The sequence below is a fragment of the Snodgrassella sp. ESL0324 genome, assembly GCF_013344955.1.
GTDB lineage: Bacteria > Pseudomonadota > Gammaproteobacteria > Burkholderiales > Neisseriaceae > Snodgrassella > Snodgrassella alvi.
Genome location: NZ_JAAEDS010000012.1, coordinates 386,590 through 404,945, shown reverse-complemented (window position 1 = coordinate 404,945; position 18,356 = coordinate 386,590). Strand labels below are relative to the sequence as shown.

17 protein-coding genes are annotated in these 18,356 nt (G+C 38.9%); 9 read left to right on the top strand and 8 right to left on the bottom strand.

Annotated elements, in window-relative coordinates; genetic code table 11:
• Positions 1–10 precede the first annotated feature (10 nt).
• The 6 genes from cyoA to GYY70_RS03980 form a co-directional block, all read right to left on the bottom strand.
• Positions 11–901, bottom strand: coding sequence for a ubiquinol oxidase subunit II (gene cyoA / locus GYY70_RS04005; protein WP_174831361.1), 891 nt, complete (start codon positions 899–901; stop codon positions 11–13).
• Between the two features lie 1,020 nt (positions 902–1,921).
• Entirely contained in the window at positions 1,922–2,929 is a 1,008-nt protein-coding gene (hemB, locus tag GYY70_RS04000; RefSeq protein WP_174831360.1) for a porphobilinogen synthase, read from the bottom strand.
• A gap of 351 nt (positions 2,930–3,280) precedes the next feature.
• Entirely contained in the window at positions 3,281–3,883 is a 603-nt protein-coding gene (locus GYY70_RS03995) for a LysE/ArgO family amino acid transporter (RefSeq protein WP_174831359.1), read from the bottom strand.
• Between the two features lie 234 nt (positions 3,884–4,117).
• Complete coding sequence (locus GYY70_RS03990; RefSeq protein ID WP_084547862.1) at positions 4,118–4,873, bottom strand: endonuclease/exonuclease/phosphatase family protein; 756 nt, start codon at positions 4,871–4,873, stop codon at positions 4,118–4,120.
• A 22-nt stretch (positions 4,874–4,895) separates the two neighbouring features.
• Positions 4,896–5,339 (bottom strand): dihydroneopterin triphosphate diphosphatase, encoded by a 444-nt coding sequence (nudB, locus tag GYY70_RS03985; RefSeq protein ID WP_174831358.1) that lies wholly within the window; start codon positions 5,337–5,339, stop codon positions 4,896–4,898.
• Positions 5,340–5,343: 4 nt separating this feature from the next.
• Entirely contained in the window at positions 5,344–6,765 is a 1,422-nt protein-coding gene (locus tag GYY70_RS03980; RefSeq protein WP_174831357.1) for a mechanosensitive ion channel family protein, read from the bottom strand.
• A 318-nt stretch (positions 6,766–7,083) separates the two neighbouring features.
• Here GYY70_RS03980 and rpsF point away from each other — a divergent pair, with 318 nt between their 5' ends.
• From rpsF to mltB, 5 genes are all read left to right on the top strand, one after another.
• On the top strand, positions 7,084–7,467 hold the full coding sequence (gene rpsF / locus GYY70_RS03975; protein WP_025330414.1) for a 30S ribosomal protein S6: 384 nt from the start codon (positions 7,084–7,086) through the stop codon (positions 7,465–7,467).
• A 19-nt stretch (positions 7,468–7,486) separates the two neighbouring features.
• Positions 7,487–7,783, top strand: a complete 297-nt coding sequence (priB, locus tag GYY70_RS03970; protein ID WP_174831356.1) for a primosomal replication protein N — start codon at positions 7,487–7,489, stop codon at positions 7,781–7,783.
• 5 nt (positions 7,784–7,788) lie between these two features.
• Positions 7,789–8,019: a 30S ribosomal protein S18 gene (rpsR, locus tag GYY70_RS03965; protein ID WP_025330416.1), complete on the top strand. Its 231-nt coding sequence runs from the start codon at positions 7,789–7,791 to the stop codon at positions 8,017–8,019.
• Between the two features lie 15 nt (positions 8,020–8,034).
• Positions 8,035–8,490, top strand: a complete 456-nt coding sequence (gene rplI / locus GYY70_RS03960) for a 50S ribosomal protein L9 (RefSeq protein WP_041880712.1) — start codon at positions 8,035–8,037, stop codon at positions 8,488–8,490.
• A gap of 116 nt (positions 8,491–8,606) precedes the next feature.
• Entirely contained in the window at positions 8,607–9,686 is a 1,080-nt protein-coding gene (gene mltB / locus GYY70_RS03955; protein ID WP_370521152.1) for a lytic murein transglycosylase B, read from the top strand.
• Positions 9,687–10,035: 349 nt separating this feature from the next.
• Here the strand turns inward: mltB and GYY70_RS03950 are convergent, their stop codons facing one another.
• Positions 10,036–11,193: a hypothetical protein gene (locus GYY70_RS03950; RefSeq protein WP_174831354.1), complete on the bottom strand. Its 1,158-nt coding sequence runs from the start codon at positions 11,191–11,193 to the stop codon at positions 10,036–10,038.
• Positions 11,194–11,868: 675 nt separating this feature from the next.
• Between GYY70_RS03950 and dnaX the strand changes: the two genes are divergently transcribed.
• The 3 genes from dnaX to recR all read left to right on the top strand — a co-directional run bounded on the left by dnaX (position 11,869) and on the right by recR (position 15,215).
• Complete coding sequence (dnaX, locus tag GYY70_RS03945) at positions 11,869–13,827, top strand: DNA polymerase III subunit gamma/tau (RefSeq protein ID WP_174831353.1); 1,959 nt, start codon at positions 11,869–11,871, stop codon at positions 13,825–13,827.
• A gap of 57 nt (positions 13,828–13,884) precedes the next feature.
• Entirely contained in the window at positions 13,885–14,226 is a 342-nt protein-coding gene (locus GYY70_RS03940; protein WP_025330421.1) for a YbaB/EbfC family nucleoid-associated protein, read from the top strand.
• 383 nt (positions 14,227–14,609) lie between these two features.
• Positions 14,610–15,215: a recombination mediator RecR gene (gene recR, locus GYY70_RS03935; RefSeq protein WP_025330422.1), complete on the top strand. Its 606-nt coding sequence runs from the start codon at positions 14,610–14,612 to the stop codon at positions 15,213–15,215.
• A 161-nt stretch (positions 15,216–15,376) separates the two neighbouring features.
• On the opposite strand, the gene ilvA is transcribed toward recR, so the two are convergent.
• Positions 15,377–16,909, bottom strand: a complete 1,533-nt coding sequence (ilvA, locus tag GYY70_RS03930) for a threonine ammonia-lyase, biosynthetic (RefSeq protein ID WP_078475305.1) — start codon at positions 16,907–16,909, stop codon at positions 15,377–15,379.
• Positions 16,910–17,108: 199 nt separating this feature from the next.
• Between ilvA and GYY70_RS03925 the strand changes: the two genes are divergently transcribed.
• On the top strand, positions 17,109–18,251 hold the full coding sequence (locus GYY70_RS03925; protein WP_238791807.1) for a D-alanyl-D-alanine carboxypeptidase family protein: 1,143 nt from the start codon (positions 17,109–17,111) through the stop codon (positions 18,249–18,251).
• Positions 18,252–18,356 lie beyond the last annotated feature (105 nt).

The following is an 18,356-nucleotide window of genomic DNA, read 5'->3' as shown; positions in this document are numbered from 1 at the left end:
CCTCGCAAGCTTACTCAGCACTGCTGGCTGCACTGGCCTGTAGAGCAGCAGGCATATTGTGATTGGCAAATTTAGCAATCACGTTGCCGTACAAACCCGGATTTGCGCTGGAGAAATATTCCACTTTATGGAATTGACTAGGCGCAGCCAGTTTGTTGAATGAAGCCATGTCATTAAGTGTATTGGGCGACTGTTTCACCTTATCCACCCACTGATTGAAGCTGGCTTCATCCGGTGTCGCAATGGCAGTAAATTTCATGCCAGAGAAACCGGCACCGCTGTAGCTGGATGAAATACCTTTGTATTCACCTGCTGTATCAGCAACCAGATGTAATTTGGTTTGCATACCAGCCATAGCATAAATCTGGCTACCTAGCTGCGGAATAAAGAATGAATTCATCACTGTATTGGAAGTGATTCTGAATTCCACCGGGGTATCTTTCGGAAAAGCAATTTCATTAACAGTGGCAATACCCTGTTCAGGATAAATAAACAGCCATTTCCAGTCTAATGAAATTACTTCGATTACCACCGGTTTTTTATCACTTTCCAGCGGACGATAGGGATCCAGAGAGTGAGTGGTTTTCCATGTGATTGTTCCCAGAATGAGAATAATCAGGATAGGAATACCCCAAACTACGGCTTCGAGTTTGTTGGAATGCGCCCATTTCGGTGAATATTTGGCATTACTACCCTCTCTGTATTTCAGAGAGAATAAAACTGCCATGATAATCACCGGAATTACGACTATCAACATCAAGCCTAAGGCTGTCAGTATCAGTGTGCGTTCTTCCTGACCTATATGGCCTTTAGGGTTTAGCAGAGCTGCATCACAGCCGCTTAAAAAAAGCGAACCGATCAGCATAGTCAATACTATCCCTGAGAGCTTACTTAATTTCATGTAACGACCTCAACATTACGGGAAACACGATTAACGTTTGTAAAAAACGGGTGCTACTATTTTAAGACAATGTTGCTGAACTGTATATTGCAGTATTCAACACATTATTAAAAAACATAGCAGAATAAATAAAAAATTTTAAATATATTTGTAATTATTTATTATATAAAACAAATATGTATATTTAAAAATTACTTTATATTTGTTTGTCGTGAAGATGAGAATGCTGCTTTGATTTCCGGAAATAATCCGTTTATTAACATATAAATGTCATCATGAAAGTTTGTTTAATATTTAAATTTATCATGAATAAGCTTAAGTTTTTATTAAATTTAAAATACTGATTTATATAAATAAATATAAGATATATGTTTTGAGAAAAAATCAGTAAGCTTTTTTCTGAAAAAAAGAAGATAAATGTTAAAATTCTAAAAAGGTTAATCTGTATCAATTTTATGTGAAATTTTTTAAAAAATAATATTTTTTAAAAAATTTCATACAATAATTATAAGCCCGATTGTTCAGTTGTTGAATTTAAAGCTTTGTATTATATGATTTTTTAAGAACTTATTTTGAAATAAACAAATATTCGGGTGTTGTAAATGTATCGACTGAAATAAAATATTGATTGATTTCTTTTTGCAACGCAGTATAAATAATATAACTAAAGTAAACAATTTAATTCAAATTAGATAATTATTATCTTTATTATTTTAATGCTTATTTTTCCTTGCTTGTTAACATTTGAGTAGATGTTTAGCAATTTTCATACCATTTTGCGTATTTTCTGTATTGAATTCATATTTATTGTAATTTCTCAAAATAGTCATTAAATGTTTTAACTATCTGATTATCTATATTGTTAATGATATTTGTATGTTGATTTGGAAGAATCAGTGATCCAACTCAAAATGGTCAGCATGCATTCAAATATAAATATATAAATGCATCAGTTTGCTTTCATACCGGTTGGGTTGTTTGCAAACTGATGTATTCCAGATGGCTATATATCTTTTTATTCTAGCTATTTTGTTGTAATTGCTGCGCTGCTTCCAAAGCAAAATAGGTCAGAATACCATCTGCACCGGCTCGTTTAAATGCAAGCAGGCTTTCTAAAATTACTTTATCAGCCTCGAGCCAGCCATTACTGATGGCTGCCTGCAGCATGGCGTACTCTCCTGATACCTGATAGGCATATGTAGGAACGCCAAATTCATCTTTAACCCGTCTGATTACATCCAGATAAGGCATACCCGGTTTAATCATCACCATATCTGCACCTTCAGCTATATCAAGTGCTACTTCATGCAGCGCTTCATTGCTATTAGCAGGATCCATCTGATAAGTATATTTATTACCTTTGCCCAGATTGCCGGCACTGCCTACCGCATTGCGAAACGGACCGTAAAAAGCTGAAGCATATTTGGCAGCATAAGACATAATCCGGGTATGAATCAAACCATTTTCTTCCAATGCTTCGCGGATAGCTCCGATACGTCCATCCATCATGTCGCTTGGAGAAAGAATATCCGCACCGGCTGCTGCATGTGAAAGTGATTGTTTGATAAGAACTTCTATCGTTTCATCATTTTTAATATAACCATTTTCATCAGGCAGGCCATCCTGTCCGTGGGTTGTATAAGGATCGAGAGCCTGATCTGCCATTACACCCAGCTCAGGAAAACGGGATTTCAGAGCACGGATAGCACGCTGAATGATACCGTTTTCATCCCATGCCGCCCGTCCGTCAGCGGTTTTGCTATCAGGATTGGGAACACCAAATAAATCCAGAACCGGTACACCCAGTTTTAAAGCCTGTTCCGCAACTTTTAATAATTCATCAATAGATAAACGTTCTACTCCGGGCATACTGTCAACAGGCATACGCCCAGTTTGTTCATGTACAAATACCGGCAAAATAAAATCATTGGCTGTCAGTATCGTTTCACGCATCATACGCCGTGAAAAATCATCATGTCGCATACGCCGCATACGTGTATTGGGCATAATTCGAGGAGGAAAGTTCATAATAATAATCCTGATTTTTAATAATTACAGCCAGCCACCCTATAAGCTGGCTAAAATCACGGCCTGTAAAGCTTAGTGAAATTTGGATTGTTATTCTAAACCCTTTCAGGCAGGACTTCTAATGACATAATTCTGTACTGATTATTAATAAAAACTATTAAATTCTGGTCTGTAATTAAAAGTGTATTTATAAGATGTAATTAGGAAAAAGCATAATTGTTTTTAAAGTTCCTTGTGTTTAGTATTTATTTAAAATTGATGAACAAAGTCAGACTGAGTTAATTAATAGAATAATTTTTTTGCTGATAGAAAAGAAAACTGATTTTTCAATAAATTTAGTATTCAAAGCGATTATTTAGTGAAAATCAGGCTAAAACTTATACTCCACATAATAACGCCTATAACTAAGTCTAATATCTTCCATGAAAGATTTTGATTAAATAAAGGAGATAAAAATTTTGCACCATAGCCTAATGAAAAAAAGAACAGCCATGAGGCAAGCATAACTCCAAGTGTAAATAGATGAAGATTATCTTTGAATGATACCGATATCGAACCAACTAAAATCACTGTATCCAGATACACATGTGGATTTAACCATGTAAAAGCCAGACATACTCCAATAACTTTCATTAAGGAACTTTTATCAATCAGGCTTGGTTTCAGCGCTGAATTTTGATTCAATGCAGAATAAAAACTTCGTATGCCATAAATAAATAAAAAAGTAGCACCAAAATATTTGGCATAAATAATAATTTCCGGATAGCGGTTAAGTACTTTAGCAAATCCGGTTACCCCTAAATAAATCAGAATAGTATCTGATACTGAGCAGATCAGGCATACCCAGAAAACATATTGCTGCTTTAGACCTTGCTTTAAAACAAATGCATTTTGGGCACCAATAGCTATAATTAATGAAAAGCCAAGGCCTAGTCCTGATAGTAAAGCAAACATTGAGTTTAACCTATTAAACTATTGAAATGTAAAATAATCAACGCAATTTCTATTACTTGTTATATTAAAATATATTTATATAACAAGTTTATTTTATTAATAATTTTGCTGGAAGCTTTATTAATTCAATAGATACGACAATTTTTAAAATTATTCAGAAAATGTCTGGGTAAAAATAGCTTAGATGAAATCCGGCTTAGGAATAATGATTTAGATTCATTTGAAAATAGGTTATTAAGTTTTACTCAGAGGGCTGACAACTGCGTACAAAGGCAGATGGTCAGAAAGTTTTTGCCAAGGCTGACCAGTTAATGGTTTCGCTTCATGTATTTCCAGATGGCGGGTAAAGATTCTGTCGAGACTTAAAATAGGCAGGCGGGCTGGAAAAGTTTTCGGCGCATGGCGATAAGCATAAAATGCATCATGCAAATTTAATTTTAAGCCTAAAGTATCGTGGGAACGCTGGCGCCAGTCGTTGAAATCACCGGCTAAAATTAATGGATTGGCCGGATCTATTTCACTTTGGATATAGTCATAAATAGTCTGATATTGTTTTATTCGGTCTGGTTCACGTAAGTTTAAATGGGCACACAGGCATACCAAAGGTCGTGTCCAGTGCGGGGGCTGTATTTCACAATGTAACAGTCCTCGTTGTTCAACACTGTTTACACTTATATCCAGATTATGACAGGTTACAATCGGCAGCTGACTTAAAATAGCATTACCATGATCGCGGTATTTATAACGGGCATTACGTCCGTAACTGACGTTGTAGGCTAGCTGTTCGCCGAGTACTTGGTAATGGGGTTTTTTGGGAAAATCCGGCATATTTTCTGCCCGTTTACTATTGATTCCTTGTACTTCCTGCAAAAACAGTATGTCTGGTGCCAGCTGATGCAGTGCTGCCGCCATTTGGGGAAGTTGTACTTTTTTATTAAGTGCTGACATGCCTTTATGTATGTTATAGGAGGCAATAGTGATTTTATTCATGAAAATAGCCGGTGATTTTAAATTACCAGTGTTGGGGTAGTTGCAATATTGCTGAACGGTTCGATGGCGAAAATACTTTTTCCGCAGCCTGTTCAGGCGAACACCAAATATAGTTTAAATGTTCGCGTGGGGACAGAAGAATAGGTGTTTCTGCTGCAATACACAGGGAAAAGATATGCTCGGTATTATGAGTAACTCCGGGAGCATAGCGATGACGCCAGTGCGGATAAATTTCGTAGATACTGGATTGCTGCCAGTTAAGAATATCATTGCTGTAAATGCCGGTTTCTTCTTCCAGTTCTCGTTTTGCAGTCTGCTCAATTGTTTCTCCCGGTTCCTGACTGCCAGTTACAGATTGCCAGAAACCCGGCTTATCTGCGCGTTCCAGTAGCAGTATCTGCCGGTTGTTATCATAAATAACAACCAGTACAGATACAGGTTGTTTATATGGTTTATTGCTGATCATGATGCTATTGATGGGCTGAGCGATAGGATGAAACGCTTAATGCTGTGGGTAAGGGCTCCGGATAAGCTGATGCAGTTTCAGTTTTTACTGAACTGGTTATGTTATCGCAGGTAATCGGATCTGCTTTATCATTGAGAATACGTATTTCTTGCTGCGGAAATGGAAATTCTATACCCACTTCTTTAAAACGATTCCAGATTTCCAACAAAATTGCAGAATTGATACTTAGAAAACCATTTTCCGGATCACGAATCCAGTAATTAACATACAGATTAATTCCGGAATCAGCAAAGCCGGTAACATAACTGTTTGGTTTAGGATCATCGCATACTCGAGCCTGTTTGGCTGCTGCCTCTTTTAGTATTTCCAGAGCCTGAGGCAGATCAGTATTGTAGGCTACCTGTAAGGTCAGGTTGTTGGACATGATTTTACTGGAATAAGAATCATTGATAACTGTATTGGAAACAAAAGTATCATTCGGAATCAGGGCTTCTGAGCCGTCACTGCTGCGTAGTACTACAAAACGGGCAGTTATCTTGGTTACATAGCCGGTGAAATTATTAATATTCAGTCTGTCACCAGGACGCACGGAATGGTCTGCCAGAATGATAAAACCGGATACATAGTTGCTGGCAATTTTCTGTAAGCCCAAGCCAAGACCAACACCCAGAGCACCACCAAAAACAGAGAGAATAGTTAAGTTAATTCCTACCATTGGTAGGGCTATCAGTACGGCAACCACTACCAGTAATGTTTTGACAATTTTTACCAGTACATAACGCAGATTGACGTCGAGTTTTTCTGCTTTAAGAATACGTCTTTCGGTAAATCTGGACAGCCACATAGCAATAATAATGGCAATCCCGACAATAATACTGCCGGTAATGACGGTATACAGGCTCAGACTAGTGGAACCTATGGGCAGAGCCAGTGACTTGAGCAAGCGGACAATAAAGGTATCCAGACTGGTGAGCCATAGAATAAAACATACCCATAGGAATGTGGATAGTGAGCGCTCATAATGCTCATTAAAACGGTTATTCGGGATAGCGTTGTGCAACACGGCCATAATGATGCGAATCATCAGTAACCAGCGCGCAGTAAATGTGGTTATTTGCAGCCATAATACTGATTCGCCTGTACTGGCCCTCCAGATAATCATTGCGATAATGGTGCAGATAAATAGCAATACAGGCCATAGCAGGCGTGTAAACAGGTGGTACAGAAACGGAAATTTAATGTTGTTCTGGTTTTCAGTACGTTTGGATACGGCCGACAGCATTTGCAGGCTGAGCCAATAAGTACCAATCATAATCACCACTGCACAGGCCAGTTCCAGCCAGCCGGTGGTGGTTTTTAAACTATGTACTATCAGGCGTGCCAGAAATTCTTTGCGGGCAAACATGGAGTCAAAGTAGTTATTCATGGTAGGGCAAAGAAAAAATTTTAAAATTGACCTAATGGTAGGCGTTTTAATAGGTTTCTGTAAACTGTCGTTATTAAAATTATCAAATATAGATAACTAAGCTGTGCGTATGATATTGGTGAATAATACTTGTAAGAATGATGGTTTATTTAAAATTATTGATAAAAACATATTTTTGTTGTGATTTTAACAAATCAGATTAAGCAGGCAACTTATTATTTGATTCTGAATGCAAAGATGCTTATAATGATCGGTTTTCCAACCTTGCCCTTTGCACTTTCGCATGGTAAAGGGATCGATTAGCCACAAGGAGTACTCATGCGTCATTATGAAATCGTGTTCATTGTCCATCCGGATCAAAGCGAACAGGTCGGTGCTATGGTTGAACGTTACAAAACCATGATTACCGAAGCTAACGGTAAAATTCACCGTCTGGAAGACTGGGGCCGCCGTCAGCTGGCTTACCCGATCAATAAAATTCATAAAGCACACTACGTGTTAATGAATATTGAAACCACACCTGAAGTGATTGACGAAATTGAAACAGCATTCCGCTTTAATGATGCTGTATTACGTCATCTGACTGTAAAAATGGACGCAGCAGTGACTGAAGCTTCTCCAATGATGAAAGACGAGAAGTCTAAAAATCTGTTAGCAGGTAACAGCACTGAAACTGCTTCAGAAGAAGCAGCTGAAGCCTGATTAATTTACTGAGGCCGGTTTGCTGAATCAAATATACCTGTGTGCACAGATTAAAAGTCTGGACAATTTACGCTATACGCCTGCCGGTTTGCCGGTTCTGACCATGTGGCTTACCCATGAGTCATGGCAAACGGAACTGCAACAGCAGTATCTGGCAAAAGTGGAAATTCAGGCGAAAGCACTGGGCGATTTAGCTGAAAACTGGTCGTATCAGCCGGGAAATATGGTCGAAGTCAGCGGATTTCTCAGCCAGAAAGGTATATACCACTCCCGTCCGGTACTGCATATCCAACAAATTCGTGAATATAAAGGTTAAACGACATGGCTCGTCAATCATTCAAACGTAGAAAATTTTGCCGCTTTACTGCGGAAGGTATCAAACAAGTAGACTATAAAGCAGTTGATTTGTTAAAAGATTTTATTACTGAAAATGGTAAAATCATTCCGGCACGCATTACCGGAACCAAAGCACATTACCAGCGTCAGCTGTCTACAGCGGTAAAACGTGCCCGTTTTCTGGCTTTGCTGCCTTACACCGATCAACATAAATAATAAGGAAGAGTTATTATGCAGATTATTTTGTTAGAAAAAGTCGGTGGCCTGGGCAATCTGGGTGATCTGGTTAATGTAAAAAACGGCTATGCCCGTAACTTTTTGATTCCTCAGGGTAAGGCTCAGCGTGCTAATGCTGCCAATCTGGCTGCATTTGAAGAAAAACGTGCTGAATATGAAGCACATCAGGCTGCTGTTCTTGCTGATGCTGAGGCACGTAAACTGAAACTGGATGGTCAGAACATCAGTGTAGCGCAAAAAGCTGGTGTTGATGGTCGTCTGTTTGGTTCTGTAACTACTCATGATATTGCAGAAGCTATTAAAGCTGCTATTGGTGTTGAAGTAGTTAAAGCTAATGTGCGTTTGCCAAATGGTCCTTTGAAAGCCATTGGTGAATATGAAATCGAAGTAGCTCTGCACAGTGATGCTGTTGCTGCTATCACAGTAACTGTTGTAGCTGCTGCGGAATAAATATAACTGACACACATCAGGAAAGCGTAAGCTGTTCGGGTTAATCCGGACAGCTTTTTTGTTATTTATGGTAAAATTAGTTTAAACTGTGCATGAAGCATATGCTAGGAACCATAATAATGAAATTAGTTAGGATGATAAGTGCAGCTTTGTTTCTGTCTGCTTGTCAAAGTACCCATCCAATTCAGGAAAAACCACTTCAGCCTACTGCTACAACCAGTGTATCGTCACCAGCTGATAATAAAGTGTTTGCTTTGACGGACAGTGGAATAGATTTACTGAAACGTAATGATGTAAATCGTTTTATTGATTTTGAAGTTAAGCGGGGACAATATAGCAGGGCTCAATTGGAAAATTTTTTCCGGCAGGTAAGCTACCGGCCAAGTATTGTTCGTGGTATGGATAAACCGGGAACATCCTTACCGTGGTATACATTTGTACAGAATAATGCCAATAATGTTCGTATTAATACCGGAAATATCTTCTGGAAAAATAATACCGGAATAATTCAGTCAGTATCAAAACGTTATGGAGTAGCGCCGCAATTGCTGGTGGCGATTGTTGGAATTGAAACCAATTACGGCAATACTATGGGCTCATATCGGGTAGCTGATGCACTGACAACATTGGGCTATCACTATCCGCGGCGGGCTGAATATTTTCAGCGTGAGCTATCTGAATTTTTGCAACTGGCTTATGAAGAAAAGCAGGATCCATTAAGCTTTAAGGGCAGCTTTGCCGGGGCAATGGGTATGCCACAGTTCATGCCATCCAGTTTTCGCCAGTTTGCCGTTGACTGGGATGGTGACGGACATCGGGATATCTGGCTTAATTCCGGTGATACACTGGCCTCAGTGGCCAATTATATGAAACAGCATGGCTGGCAGTCCGGAGCGCCGATTGCTGTTCCGGTAAATATGCAGCCAACACCGCGATTACAGCAAATCATTGATGAACCTATTTCGCTTAAATACACCGCAGGTCAGTTGCGTCAGTTAGGCGTAATCATTCCTGCGCAGATTAAAGATCAGGAAAAGGGTATTTTATATCGTCTGGAAAGATCTCCCGGCGAATATGATTACTGGTTTGGTCTGAATAATTTCTACACTATCTGGCAATATAACCATAGCCGGCATTATGTGGCTGCCGTTCGTCAGATTGCGAATAATCTGGCAGATGCCAATGCTAATTTATAAATGAGTATTCATTTGCAATCATCAGCCATCTTGTTATACAGATGGCTTTTATTTTGCTATGGAAAATAGTAATTGATTAAAATAATTATTAAAAAATTTAAATAAAGATGAAACTAATCAAGTGTAATTCTTACCTGTATTAATATTGCAGGATATTCAATTAAACCATAGTCTGATTTATCATTGAAATGAGGATAAATGTCTGATTAATGATTATTAAATTAGTTATAGTAGAAGCTATTAATATTAGTTTATGTGTTCAATTAAGTTTTTATCTTTCATTGCCGATAACGCTGATTTAAAATTTTATCTAAATATGGCTATTTGTGTTTATTAGATGATGAGTAAATTATTGATTTACCTGCATTTCCTCGATAACACTTTCTATAATCTGATAAGCCAGTTTAGCTGCATCTAATTTTTGATTGATAGAATTTTGATCATCATTATCAGGATTATTCTTATAATTAATTGTAAAAGAGTATAAGTAGGAAACTTCCCAATTATTAGTAAAATCATGAGTTATATAGCATTTTAAATCATAATCAGTCGGGCAATTAATAACAAGAGGTTCCGTTACAGATGGTAACCAACCGGGATTGGGAACGGTTATGACATTATAGTAGTGATCAAAAAACTTAAACATTTGTACTTGATTATCAAATTTTAAATTTTCAATCAATTCAGTGTGATGATTCACTATTTCATAATTTAATTTTTCTTCTTTAGTATAAATATATTTATTATTCAGATCGTCTTGAAATTGTTGCCATGGACTTTTAGTATTCTTATCTTTTTTTATCAGTTCGAATTCAAGCCATTCAAATTTTATTTGTCTGGTTTCCGGATTTTCACAATAGCCGGCCATTTTTTTTGAAATCGGATGTTGGCATAAAGTATTTAAATCTATATTTATTTTACCAATGGAGTCAATTAAAGTTGGTTGAGAAGCTGAAAACTGCCTGCAAAAATTCTTTTGAGCAGTATTAAAAATATAATCTTCTAACTTAGGAGCAAGGCTTCTAATCCAAAATGATGGATATTTGGAGATCGGGTAAATACGTAAGTTAATATCTTCTGATAAAGCCACTAATCGGCCATTTTGTTTGCATTCACTGTCTGGACGGTTTTGCCAGTATTCTATTAACGGCGGAGCGACAAGATAGGCTGGCCAGAAAAAGGTACATAAGAATGGCAAAACAATATAAACAATAACAGAATAAAATTTTTGCTTAATGCCTTGAAAATGAGCCGTGAAGGATTGACAGTAGCGAAGAATAACTGGAAAAAGTGCTCCTGTTATTGAAAATAAAAAAATATAGATGTCAGCAAATATCAGGCTGAAAACTAACCATCCGGCAATAATAATGGCAAAGCCTATTTTGATAAATTTATAAATTTTTCCAAAAACAATTATCAGGGTAGGAAGAAAAACGATGTAGAAAAAAGGCAGTATAAATATCCATACAAAAACATAACTATCTGTATGATAATAAGGATGATCCATGTACAGGCTCACTAAAAATATCTTTTTAAAATTATATTGACCCTGTTATTAATATAAATTAATTATTTTATTTAAAACAAATAATATTGATATATTGTGTATTTATATCAAACTATTGGTAGGTTAATTTGTAATTACAAACTCTTTTGACAAGGATAAATAAATCTCTGGTAATTTTTTACTCATCCAAATGCTTAGATTAAGAGTAAAAATATTTAATATTGGAATAATGTGATTGTTAAACGAGGTTGCTCAAGTGATGTTATATATTTCATGAATTAATATTGGTTTATAATTAAGCATACAGACTAAGTGCGTGGTTACATGTATTCAGATAGTTTTTTCATGTAGCAAATGATTTTTTATTTCTTTTTGTTTTTATTTTCGCGTAGTTATATTTACTAAGAGCGATTTGTGTAAAATATTTGTACTTTAATTTATTATTGATGATTCAAGCATATTAAATATATATTCTGCAATCTTAACTATTTAAAGTAATAACAACAGATGTTAAAGCAAGTTGAGGTTGTTTCATCTGATTGTTTCACTTAGTTTGTGGCTTCGGTATAACCTTTTATGCTGGTTTTTGGTTACAATAAAGTGCTTGTTTAGATTGCACTGAACAAGATTTATTTTGCCTTTAAGTTTTGCTGTGGCTGGCAGTTGCGGATGGTTATGACTTATCAAGTATTGGCACGAAAATGGCGACCAAAAAAGTTTGCCGATTTAGTAGGACAGGAGCATGTAGTCAGGGCATTGTTAAATGCGCTTGATAAAGGACGTTTGCATCATGCTTATATGCTTACGGGGACTCGCGGTGTAGGTAAAACCACCATCGCCCGTATCCTGGCCAAAAGCCTGAATTGCCAGCATACTGAACATGGTGAGCCATGTAACCAATGTGATTCTTGTCGCCAGATTGATACCGGCCGTTTTGTTGATGTGCTGGAAATTGATGCTGCTTCCAATACAGGAATTGATAATATCCGCGAAGTACTCGAAAACGCACAATATGCACCAACAATGGGGCAGTATAAAGTCTATATCATCGACGAAGTGCACATGTTGTCGAAAAGTGCTTTTAATGCCATGCTCAAAACTTTAGAAGAGCCGCCTGAACATGTGAAATTTATTCTGGCGACAACAGATCCGCAGAAAGTACCGATTACGGTTTTAAGCCGGTGTCTGCAATTTGTCTTGCGCAATCTGAATAGTACTCAGGTACATGATCATCTGGTTTATGTATTACAGCAGGAGCACATTGCTTATGAAGATCCGGCATTATGGCTGTTAGGCCGGGCTGCTGCCGGCTCAATGCGTGATGCACTCAGCTTGCTTGATCAGGCTATTGCCATTGGTTCAGGAAAGGTAACTGAATCTGATGTGCGGAATATGATCGGTGCGGTTGATAAAAGTTATTTGTATGCGCTTTTGGAAGCCTTGGCTGTACGGGATGGTCAGGCATTACTGGCTAAAGCGGAGGAAATGGCCAGTTGCGCGGTAGGATTTGATAGTGCGTTAACTGAGCTGGCTCTGTTATTACAGCGATTAACAATACTGCAATCTGTTCCGGCAGTCGGCGCTGATGATCCTGAGTATGCGGCTTTAACTCGTTTTGCGGGTTTGTTTTCAGGAGAGCAGATTCAATTATATTATCAGTGTGTATTACGAGGTAAGGCAGATTTGCCGCTTGCTCCGGATGAGAAAGCCGGGTTTGTCATGACCTTATTGCGGATGCTTGCATTTGCACCTCTGGCTGCACTGAATACACAACGTTTGCATGGACAAATCGACGGTACACAGTTGCATGATATGCCAGTAAACAATAAGCAGACGGATAATATACCAATTGTTTCTGAAGAAAATAGTCCAGCTTCAGTATCTGAAGCACTGTCAGAGACAGCATCTGATGCAACTACTGAAGTACCGGTAACATTAGAAACTGAAATAATCGAAAAAAAATCGTCGTCGATAACAGCTGCTGATAGCAAGATATTAAATGATTCTTCACCTGCTTTGCAGGAACCTCAGTCTGTAACGATTAGCGATGAGCCTCCGCCACCCTGGGAAACAGGTGTTGATGACTTATCCTACGAGGCTGTGAGTGTGTTTGAGTCTGTAGAATCAGTCAATGCAAACGCAGCAGAAAAGTATGATGAAGATACGGATATATCCGCAGAAAAACCCAGAGATGATCAGAATTTATCTCTGGTAAAAAATGATTTTCCACCATTGACGGCAGATAACTGGCCGGAAATTTTAACTTTGCTGGCACATCGTCTCGGTGCAGTACAGTTGTTCAGTCAGCATACGGCGATTGTTGCTTATGATGAAAATAGTGGTGATTTAACTATTGCTCTGGCTGAGCAGGGTGAGCCGACAGCCAATCGTGAGTTATTAAACCGGCTAGCTGAATCGTTGTCAGAAGTTTATCAACGGCCGATACATCTGCATACCTGTAGCTGGCAGGAGCAGAGTATGCCGGAAACACCGCAAATGCGTCAGCAGCGATTACATGCAGAACAACAACAGCAGGCAAAGACAGTGTTAGAAGCGCAGCCCGCTGTAAAGATGCTGATGGAAACTTTTAATGCAGAATGGATACCGGAAAGTTTACATCTGGATAAAGAATAATTGCCATTATTTGTTTAATTTTTTCTCTCTATTTAATTGACGTGTAAGGAAGATATTATGTTTGGAAAAGCAGGTTTGGGTGGTTTGATGAAGCAGGCGCAACAGATGCAGGAACGTATGAAAAAGGCGCAGGCTGATCTGGCTAATGTAGAGGTGGAAGGTGAATCTGGGGCTGGTATGGTTAAGGTAACCATGAATTGTCACTATGGAGTAAAACGTATCCATATTGATGACAGTTTGCTTGCAGATGCTGCTGATGACAAAGAGATGCTGGAAGATTTGATTGCAGCTGCGGTTAATGATGCCGTACGTAAAGCTGAATCAACTTCTTCAGAACGTATGAGTCAGTTTACTCAGGGTATGAATTTACCAGCAGGTATGGGAGATTTATTTAAATAATTATGCCAATAAAAAAGGGTAACGGTTACGTTACCCTTTTTTATTGTTTTTAGTTTAAGTTGTTATCATTAAAACCTTTGTTATCTGCTTAGTTATGAAACTAAGCAGATAAAATGTTATATTAAAGTTCAGAAGTCAGTATGATAAGTGATCCGGATTAGTCTGATGGTAATCTTACATGGTATACAAATGTCAGGTTGGGTAAGGTGAAGATATTTGGTCTGAGTTGGTGAAGCCAGTTCCGTTTCTTCCGGTTTGATGAGAGTTTAATTACATGAGAGCTATATAAATAGTCTATAGTTTTTATGGAATAAATCCGGGTAGTCAATCAGTGAAAACGGGCTGGTTTTATGTATGACTTAAGAGTTTGTTGCAGGTAAAGAATGAGTACAAAACAAGTGGACGCATTTAGCCGCTTAACCAATGCATTAAAAGTATTGCCTAATGTTGGCCCTAAAACAGCGCAGCGCATGGCATATGAATTATTACAGCATCAGCGTCAGGGCGCAGAAGAGCTGGTGGAAGCAATTCAAGCTGCTTTATTACAGGTACAGCATTGTCGTTTATGTAATACTTTCTGTGAAGGTGAATTGTGTGCAATTTGTTCTGATGAGCAGCGTGACACCAGGCGATTAATGATAGTACAAATGCCGGTGGATGTAGCCAGTATGGAATCAGCACATTGCCATGATGGTATGTATTTTGTATTGATGGGACAGGTTAGTCCGGCTCAGGGAGCAGATTTGCAGGCCATTGCTTTGGATAAACTGGTAACGCGATTACAGCATCATGAAGTAGATGAGATTATTATTGCTACCAATTTTACTGCTGAAGGAGATGCTACTGCGTACGTGCTGGCACAATTACTGGCTGAATTTCCGGCAAAAGTTACGCGTCTGGCGCGAGGTATGCCACTCGGAGCAGAACTGGAATATATAGATGCGGGTACTCTGGCTCAGGCTGTTTATGAACGCCGTAATGTAAAGTAAACAGTATAATTTACAGATAAAATCGGCTTAATGGCAGAATGGAGAATAAAAATATCACTAGGAAAGATTAAGCCTGTTACAGATTCATTTAAAAAATCAGACAGAGTAATTTCAGCAATTACTCTGTCTGTTGTTTTGTGGTTGTATTTCTGATTTATTTATCAGGCGGTGGCGGATTCGCTTAGAAATAGCTGATAAGCGGCATTGTGAGTTTGTTCCTGATAGATATAACCCACATTATCCAGAAATGCATAGAATTTTTCTGCATCAGCCGGTGGAATATTCAAACCAACCAGTACGCGACCGAAATCGGCTCCATGATTGCGATAATGGAACAAAGTAATGTTCCAGTCGGATTGCATATGTATCAGAAAACGTCTTAGGGCACCTGGTCGCTCAGGAAATTCAAAACTAATCAGACGTTCATTAGCAACTTTGCTGGTACGACCACCGACCATATACCGGATATGCAGTTTGGCCATTTCGTTATGAGTGAGATCCAGAGCCGGCAAACCATTGTTGTTCAGTTCCTGTACGATAGTCTGTAAATCAGCAGTATCATTGCTTTGAATACCAACAAATATATGGGCCTTCTGATCATCACCATAGCGATAATTGAATTCGGTAATATTTCTGTTACCGATTAAATCAATGAAAAAACGAAAGCTACCGGGTTTTTCCGGGATGGTTACTGCAAAAATCCCTTCATGTCCCTCTGTCAGTTCACAGCGTTCAGAGACGTGGCGCAGTTGATGGAAATTCATATTTGCACCGCTGGTTACTGCGATTAGATTTTGATGCTGACATTGATTCCGGGCAATATAGGCTTTTAATCCGGCAAGAGCCAGTGCACCGGAGGTTTCAGTAATACTGCGGGTATCATCGAAAATGTCTTTAATTGCTGCACAAATACTATCGGTATCTACAATAATAATGTCATCCAGTAAGTCTTTGCATAGTGTGAATGTTTCTTCACCTACCAGTTTAACGGCAGTCCCATCCGCAAACAGACCTACTTCTTTAAGTTCTATGCGTTTGCCGGCAGCAATAGATTGCTTCATAGCACAGGCATCTTCAGTTTCTACGCCGATTACTTTGACCTCCGGACGTACATTTTTAATGTACGCCGCCACTCCTGCAGCCAACCCGCCTCCACCAATAGCAACAAATACAGCATCAATAGGTTTCGGATGCTGGCGTAATATTTCCATACCGATGGTACCCTGTCCGGCAATGACATCCGGATCATCAAACGGTGGAATATATGTGAGGCCACTTTGGGCAACCAGTTGCATGGCATGGTTGTAGGCATCATTATAGGACTCACCAGCCAGTACTACTTTGCCACCGCGTTTTTTTACAGCATCGATTTTAATTTGTGGTGTGGTTTGTGGCATAACGATAGTTGCTTCACACCCAAGTTTTTGTGCTGAAAGCGCTACGCCCTGAGCATGGTTGCCGGCCGAGGCTGTGATGACACCTTTTTTCAGGGCATTTTTATCCAGTTTGGCCATTTTGTTATAAGCCCCGCGGATTTTGAAAGAGAATACTGGTTGTAAATCCTCCCGTTTCAGCCAGATGTGATTGTTGAGTCGATCTGACAGATTAGCAGCATAATCCAAGGGTGTTTCAATGGCCACATCATATACTGCGGCAGTAAGAATGCGGGTAAGGTAGTTTGTGTGATTGTTCATAATGTAGAATGAAAAAACTGATTTTATTTTGCAGATTATCTGCTTAACTGAATTAATCAAAAATTAACGATAACGCGGCTGTTTTTTTTATGCAAGTAAATTTGCCAATATTGCTTCTCTTGTGCAGACTACTGTTTATAATAAGCGGTTATGGAAGTAGTTAATCGCGGTTAATTCAGATTTAAATTTGATAATAGAAATGATGAGAAATTTTTTTCGCTGGCTCATTGCAACTGTGCTGATGAGTGTTTTGCTATCGGCACATGCTGTAACTATGCCTGAAATTAATGCTGCTGCATATGCAGTGGCAGATCAGCAAAGTGGTACAGTTCTGGCCAGCCGTGATAAAGATGCCCGGATTGAACCTGCTGCACTGACAAAGCTAATGACAGCTTATCTGGTATTAGATGCTTTGCATACGGGTAAACTGAAAGCGCAGCAACCGCTGAAAGTTTCCGCTACCGGCTGGCAGGCAGATGGCAGCCGGATGTTTTTACAGCAGGGTGTTCCGGTAAATGTGGAAACGGTTGTGCAGGGTATGCTGGTTATCTCAGCTAACGATGCAGCAATTACGCTGGCTGAAGCTGTGAGCGGAAACGAAAAAGCATTTGTGCGCAAGATGAATGCTGAGGCGCAAAAAATGGGACTGACAAATACCAATTTTGTCAATTGCACCGGATTACCGGCAGAGGGACAATATAGCAGTGTGGGGGATCTGCTGCTGCTGGCTCAGGCTTTGGTGCGCGATTTTCCGCAATATCAGAGCTGGTTTGCTAAAAAATCTTTTGCTTATAATGGTGTTACTCAGTTAAACCGTAATTTGCTCCTATTCAGAGATGATCAGGTAGATGGTCTGGCAGTAGGCTATACTATACATGGTGGTTACAATCTGGTTGTAAGCAGTAAACGCAATGAACGCAAAATTGTAGCTGTACTTGTAGGAGCTGACAGTAGTGAGGCCAGAGCAGCAGAGGGAAGTAAATTATTAAGCTGGGCTCTGACAAATTTTAATACGGTCAGATTATATCCGGCCGGACATAAAGTAAGTGATATTACTGTTTATAAAGGTGCACACAGGAAAGTAGCAGCAGGTTTTTTAGGTGATGCTTATGTCACTTTGCCTTCTGGTAGTGCTAAACAATTATCTGTAGAGCTGGAGGCTGTTCAACCAGTGGTAGCTCCGGTGTATAAAGGCCAGAATATCGGAACTTTAAAATTGCTCTCAGGTAAACAGGAAATTGCCCGACAGAATGTTGTGGCACTGGAAAATGTGGGTGAAGCAAGCGGGTTTGGTCGTTGGCTGGATGGTATCGCCATGTGGTGGCATAACCTTTTTAACTGATAAAGCCGGCTGCTTTTTGAGAGATAAGCATTTATCTAAACGACTAATTAATCAGTTTAAAGGTAATATGTGCTGAATTGATTGATTTGTTTTAAAAATAAACCC

Excerpts from the sequence above, each read along its gene's own strand:
- cyoA (WP_174831361.1), bottom strand. The coding sequence starts at position 901 with ATGAAATTAAGTAAGCTCTCAGGGATAGTATTGACTATGCTGATCGGT.
- hemB (WP_174831360.1), bottom strand. The coding sequence starts at position 2,929 with ATGAACTTTCCTCCTCGAATTATGCCCAATACACGTATGCGGCGTATG.
- GYY70_RS03995 (WP_174831359.1), bottom strand. The coding sequence starts at position 3,883 with ATGTTTGCTTTACTATCAGGACTAGGCCTTGGCTTTTCATTAATTATA.
- GYY70_RS03990 (WP_084547862.1), bottom strand. The coding sequence starts at position 4,873 with ATGAATAAAATCACTATTGCCTCCTATAACATACATAAAGGCATGTCA.
- nudB (WP_174831358.1), bottom strand. The coding sequence starts at position 5,339 with ATGATCAGCAATAAACCATATAAACAACCTGTATCTGTACTGGTTGTT.
- GYY70_RS03980 (WP_174831357.1), bottom strand. The coding sequence starts at position 6,765 with ATGAATAACTACTTTGACTCCATGTTTGCCCGCAAAGAATTTCTGGCA.
- rpsF (WP_025330414.1), top strand. The coding sequence starts at position 7,084 with ATGCGTCATTATGAAATCGTGTTCATTGTCCATCCGGATCAAAGCGAA.
- rpsR (WP_025330416.1), top strand. The coding sequence starts at position 7,789 with ATGGCTCGTCAATCATTCAAACGTAGAAAATTTTGCCGCTTTACTGCG.
- rplI (WP_041880712.1), top strand. The coding sequence starts at position 8,035 with ATGCAGATTATTTTGTTAGAAAAAGTCGGTGGCCTGGGCAATCTGGGT.
- GYY70_RS03950 (WP_174831354.1), bottom strand. The coding sequence starts at position 11,193 with ATGGATCATCCTTATTATCATACAGATAGTTATGTTTTTGTATGGATA.
- dnaX (WP_174831353.1), top strand. The coding sequence starts at position 11,869 with ATGACTTATCAAGTATTGGCACGAAAATGGCGACCAAAAAAGTTTGCC.
- GYY70_RS03940 (WP_025330421.1), top strand. The coding sequence starts at position 13,885 with ATGTTTGGAAAAGCAGGTTTGGGTGGTTTGATGAAGCAGGCGCAACAG.
- recR (WP_025330422.1), top strand. The coding sequence starts at position 14,610 with ATGAGTACAAAACAAGTGGACGCATTTAGCCGCTTAACCAATGCATTA.
- ilvA (WP_078475305.1), bottom strand. The coding sequence starts at position 16,909 with ATGAACAATCACACAAACTACCTTACCCGCATTCTTACTGCCGCAGTA.
- GYY70_RS03925 (WP_238791807.1), top strand. The coding sequence starts at position 17,109 with ATGATGAGAAATTTTTTTCGCTGGCTCATTGCAACTGTGCTGATGAGT.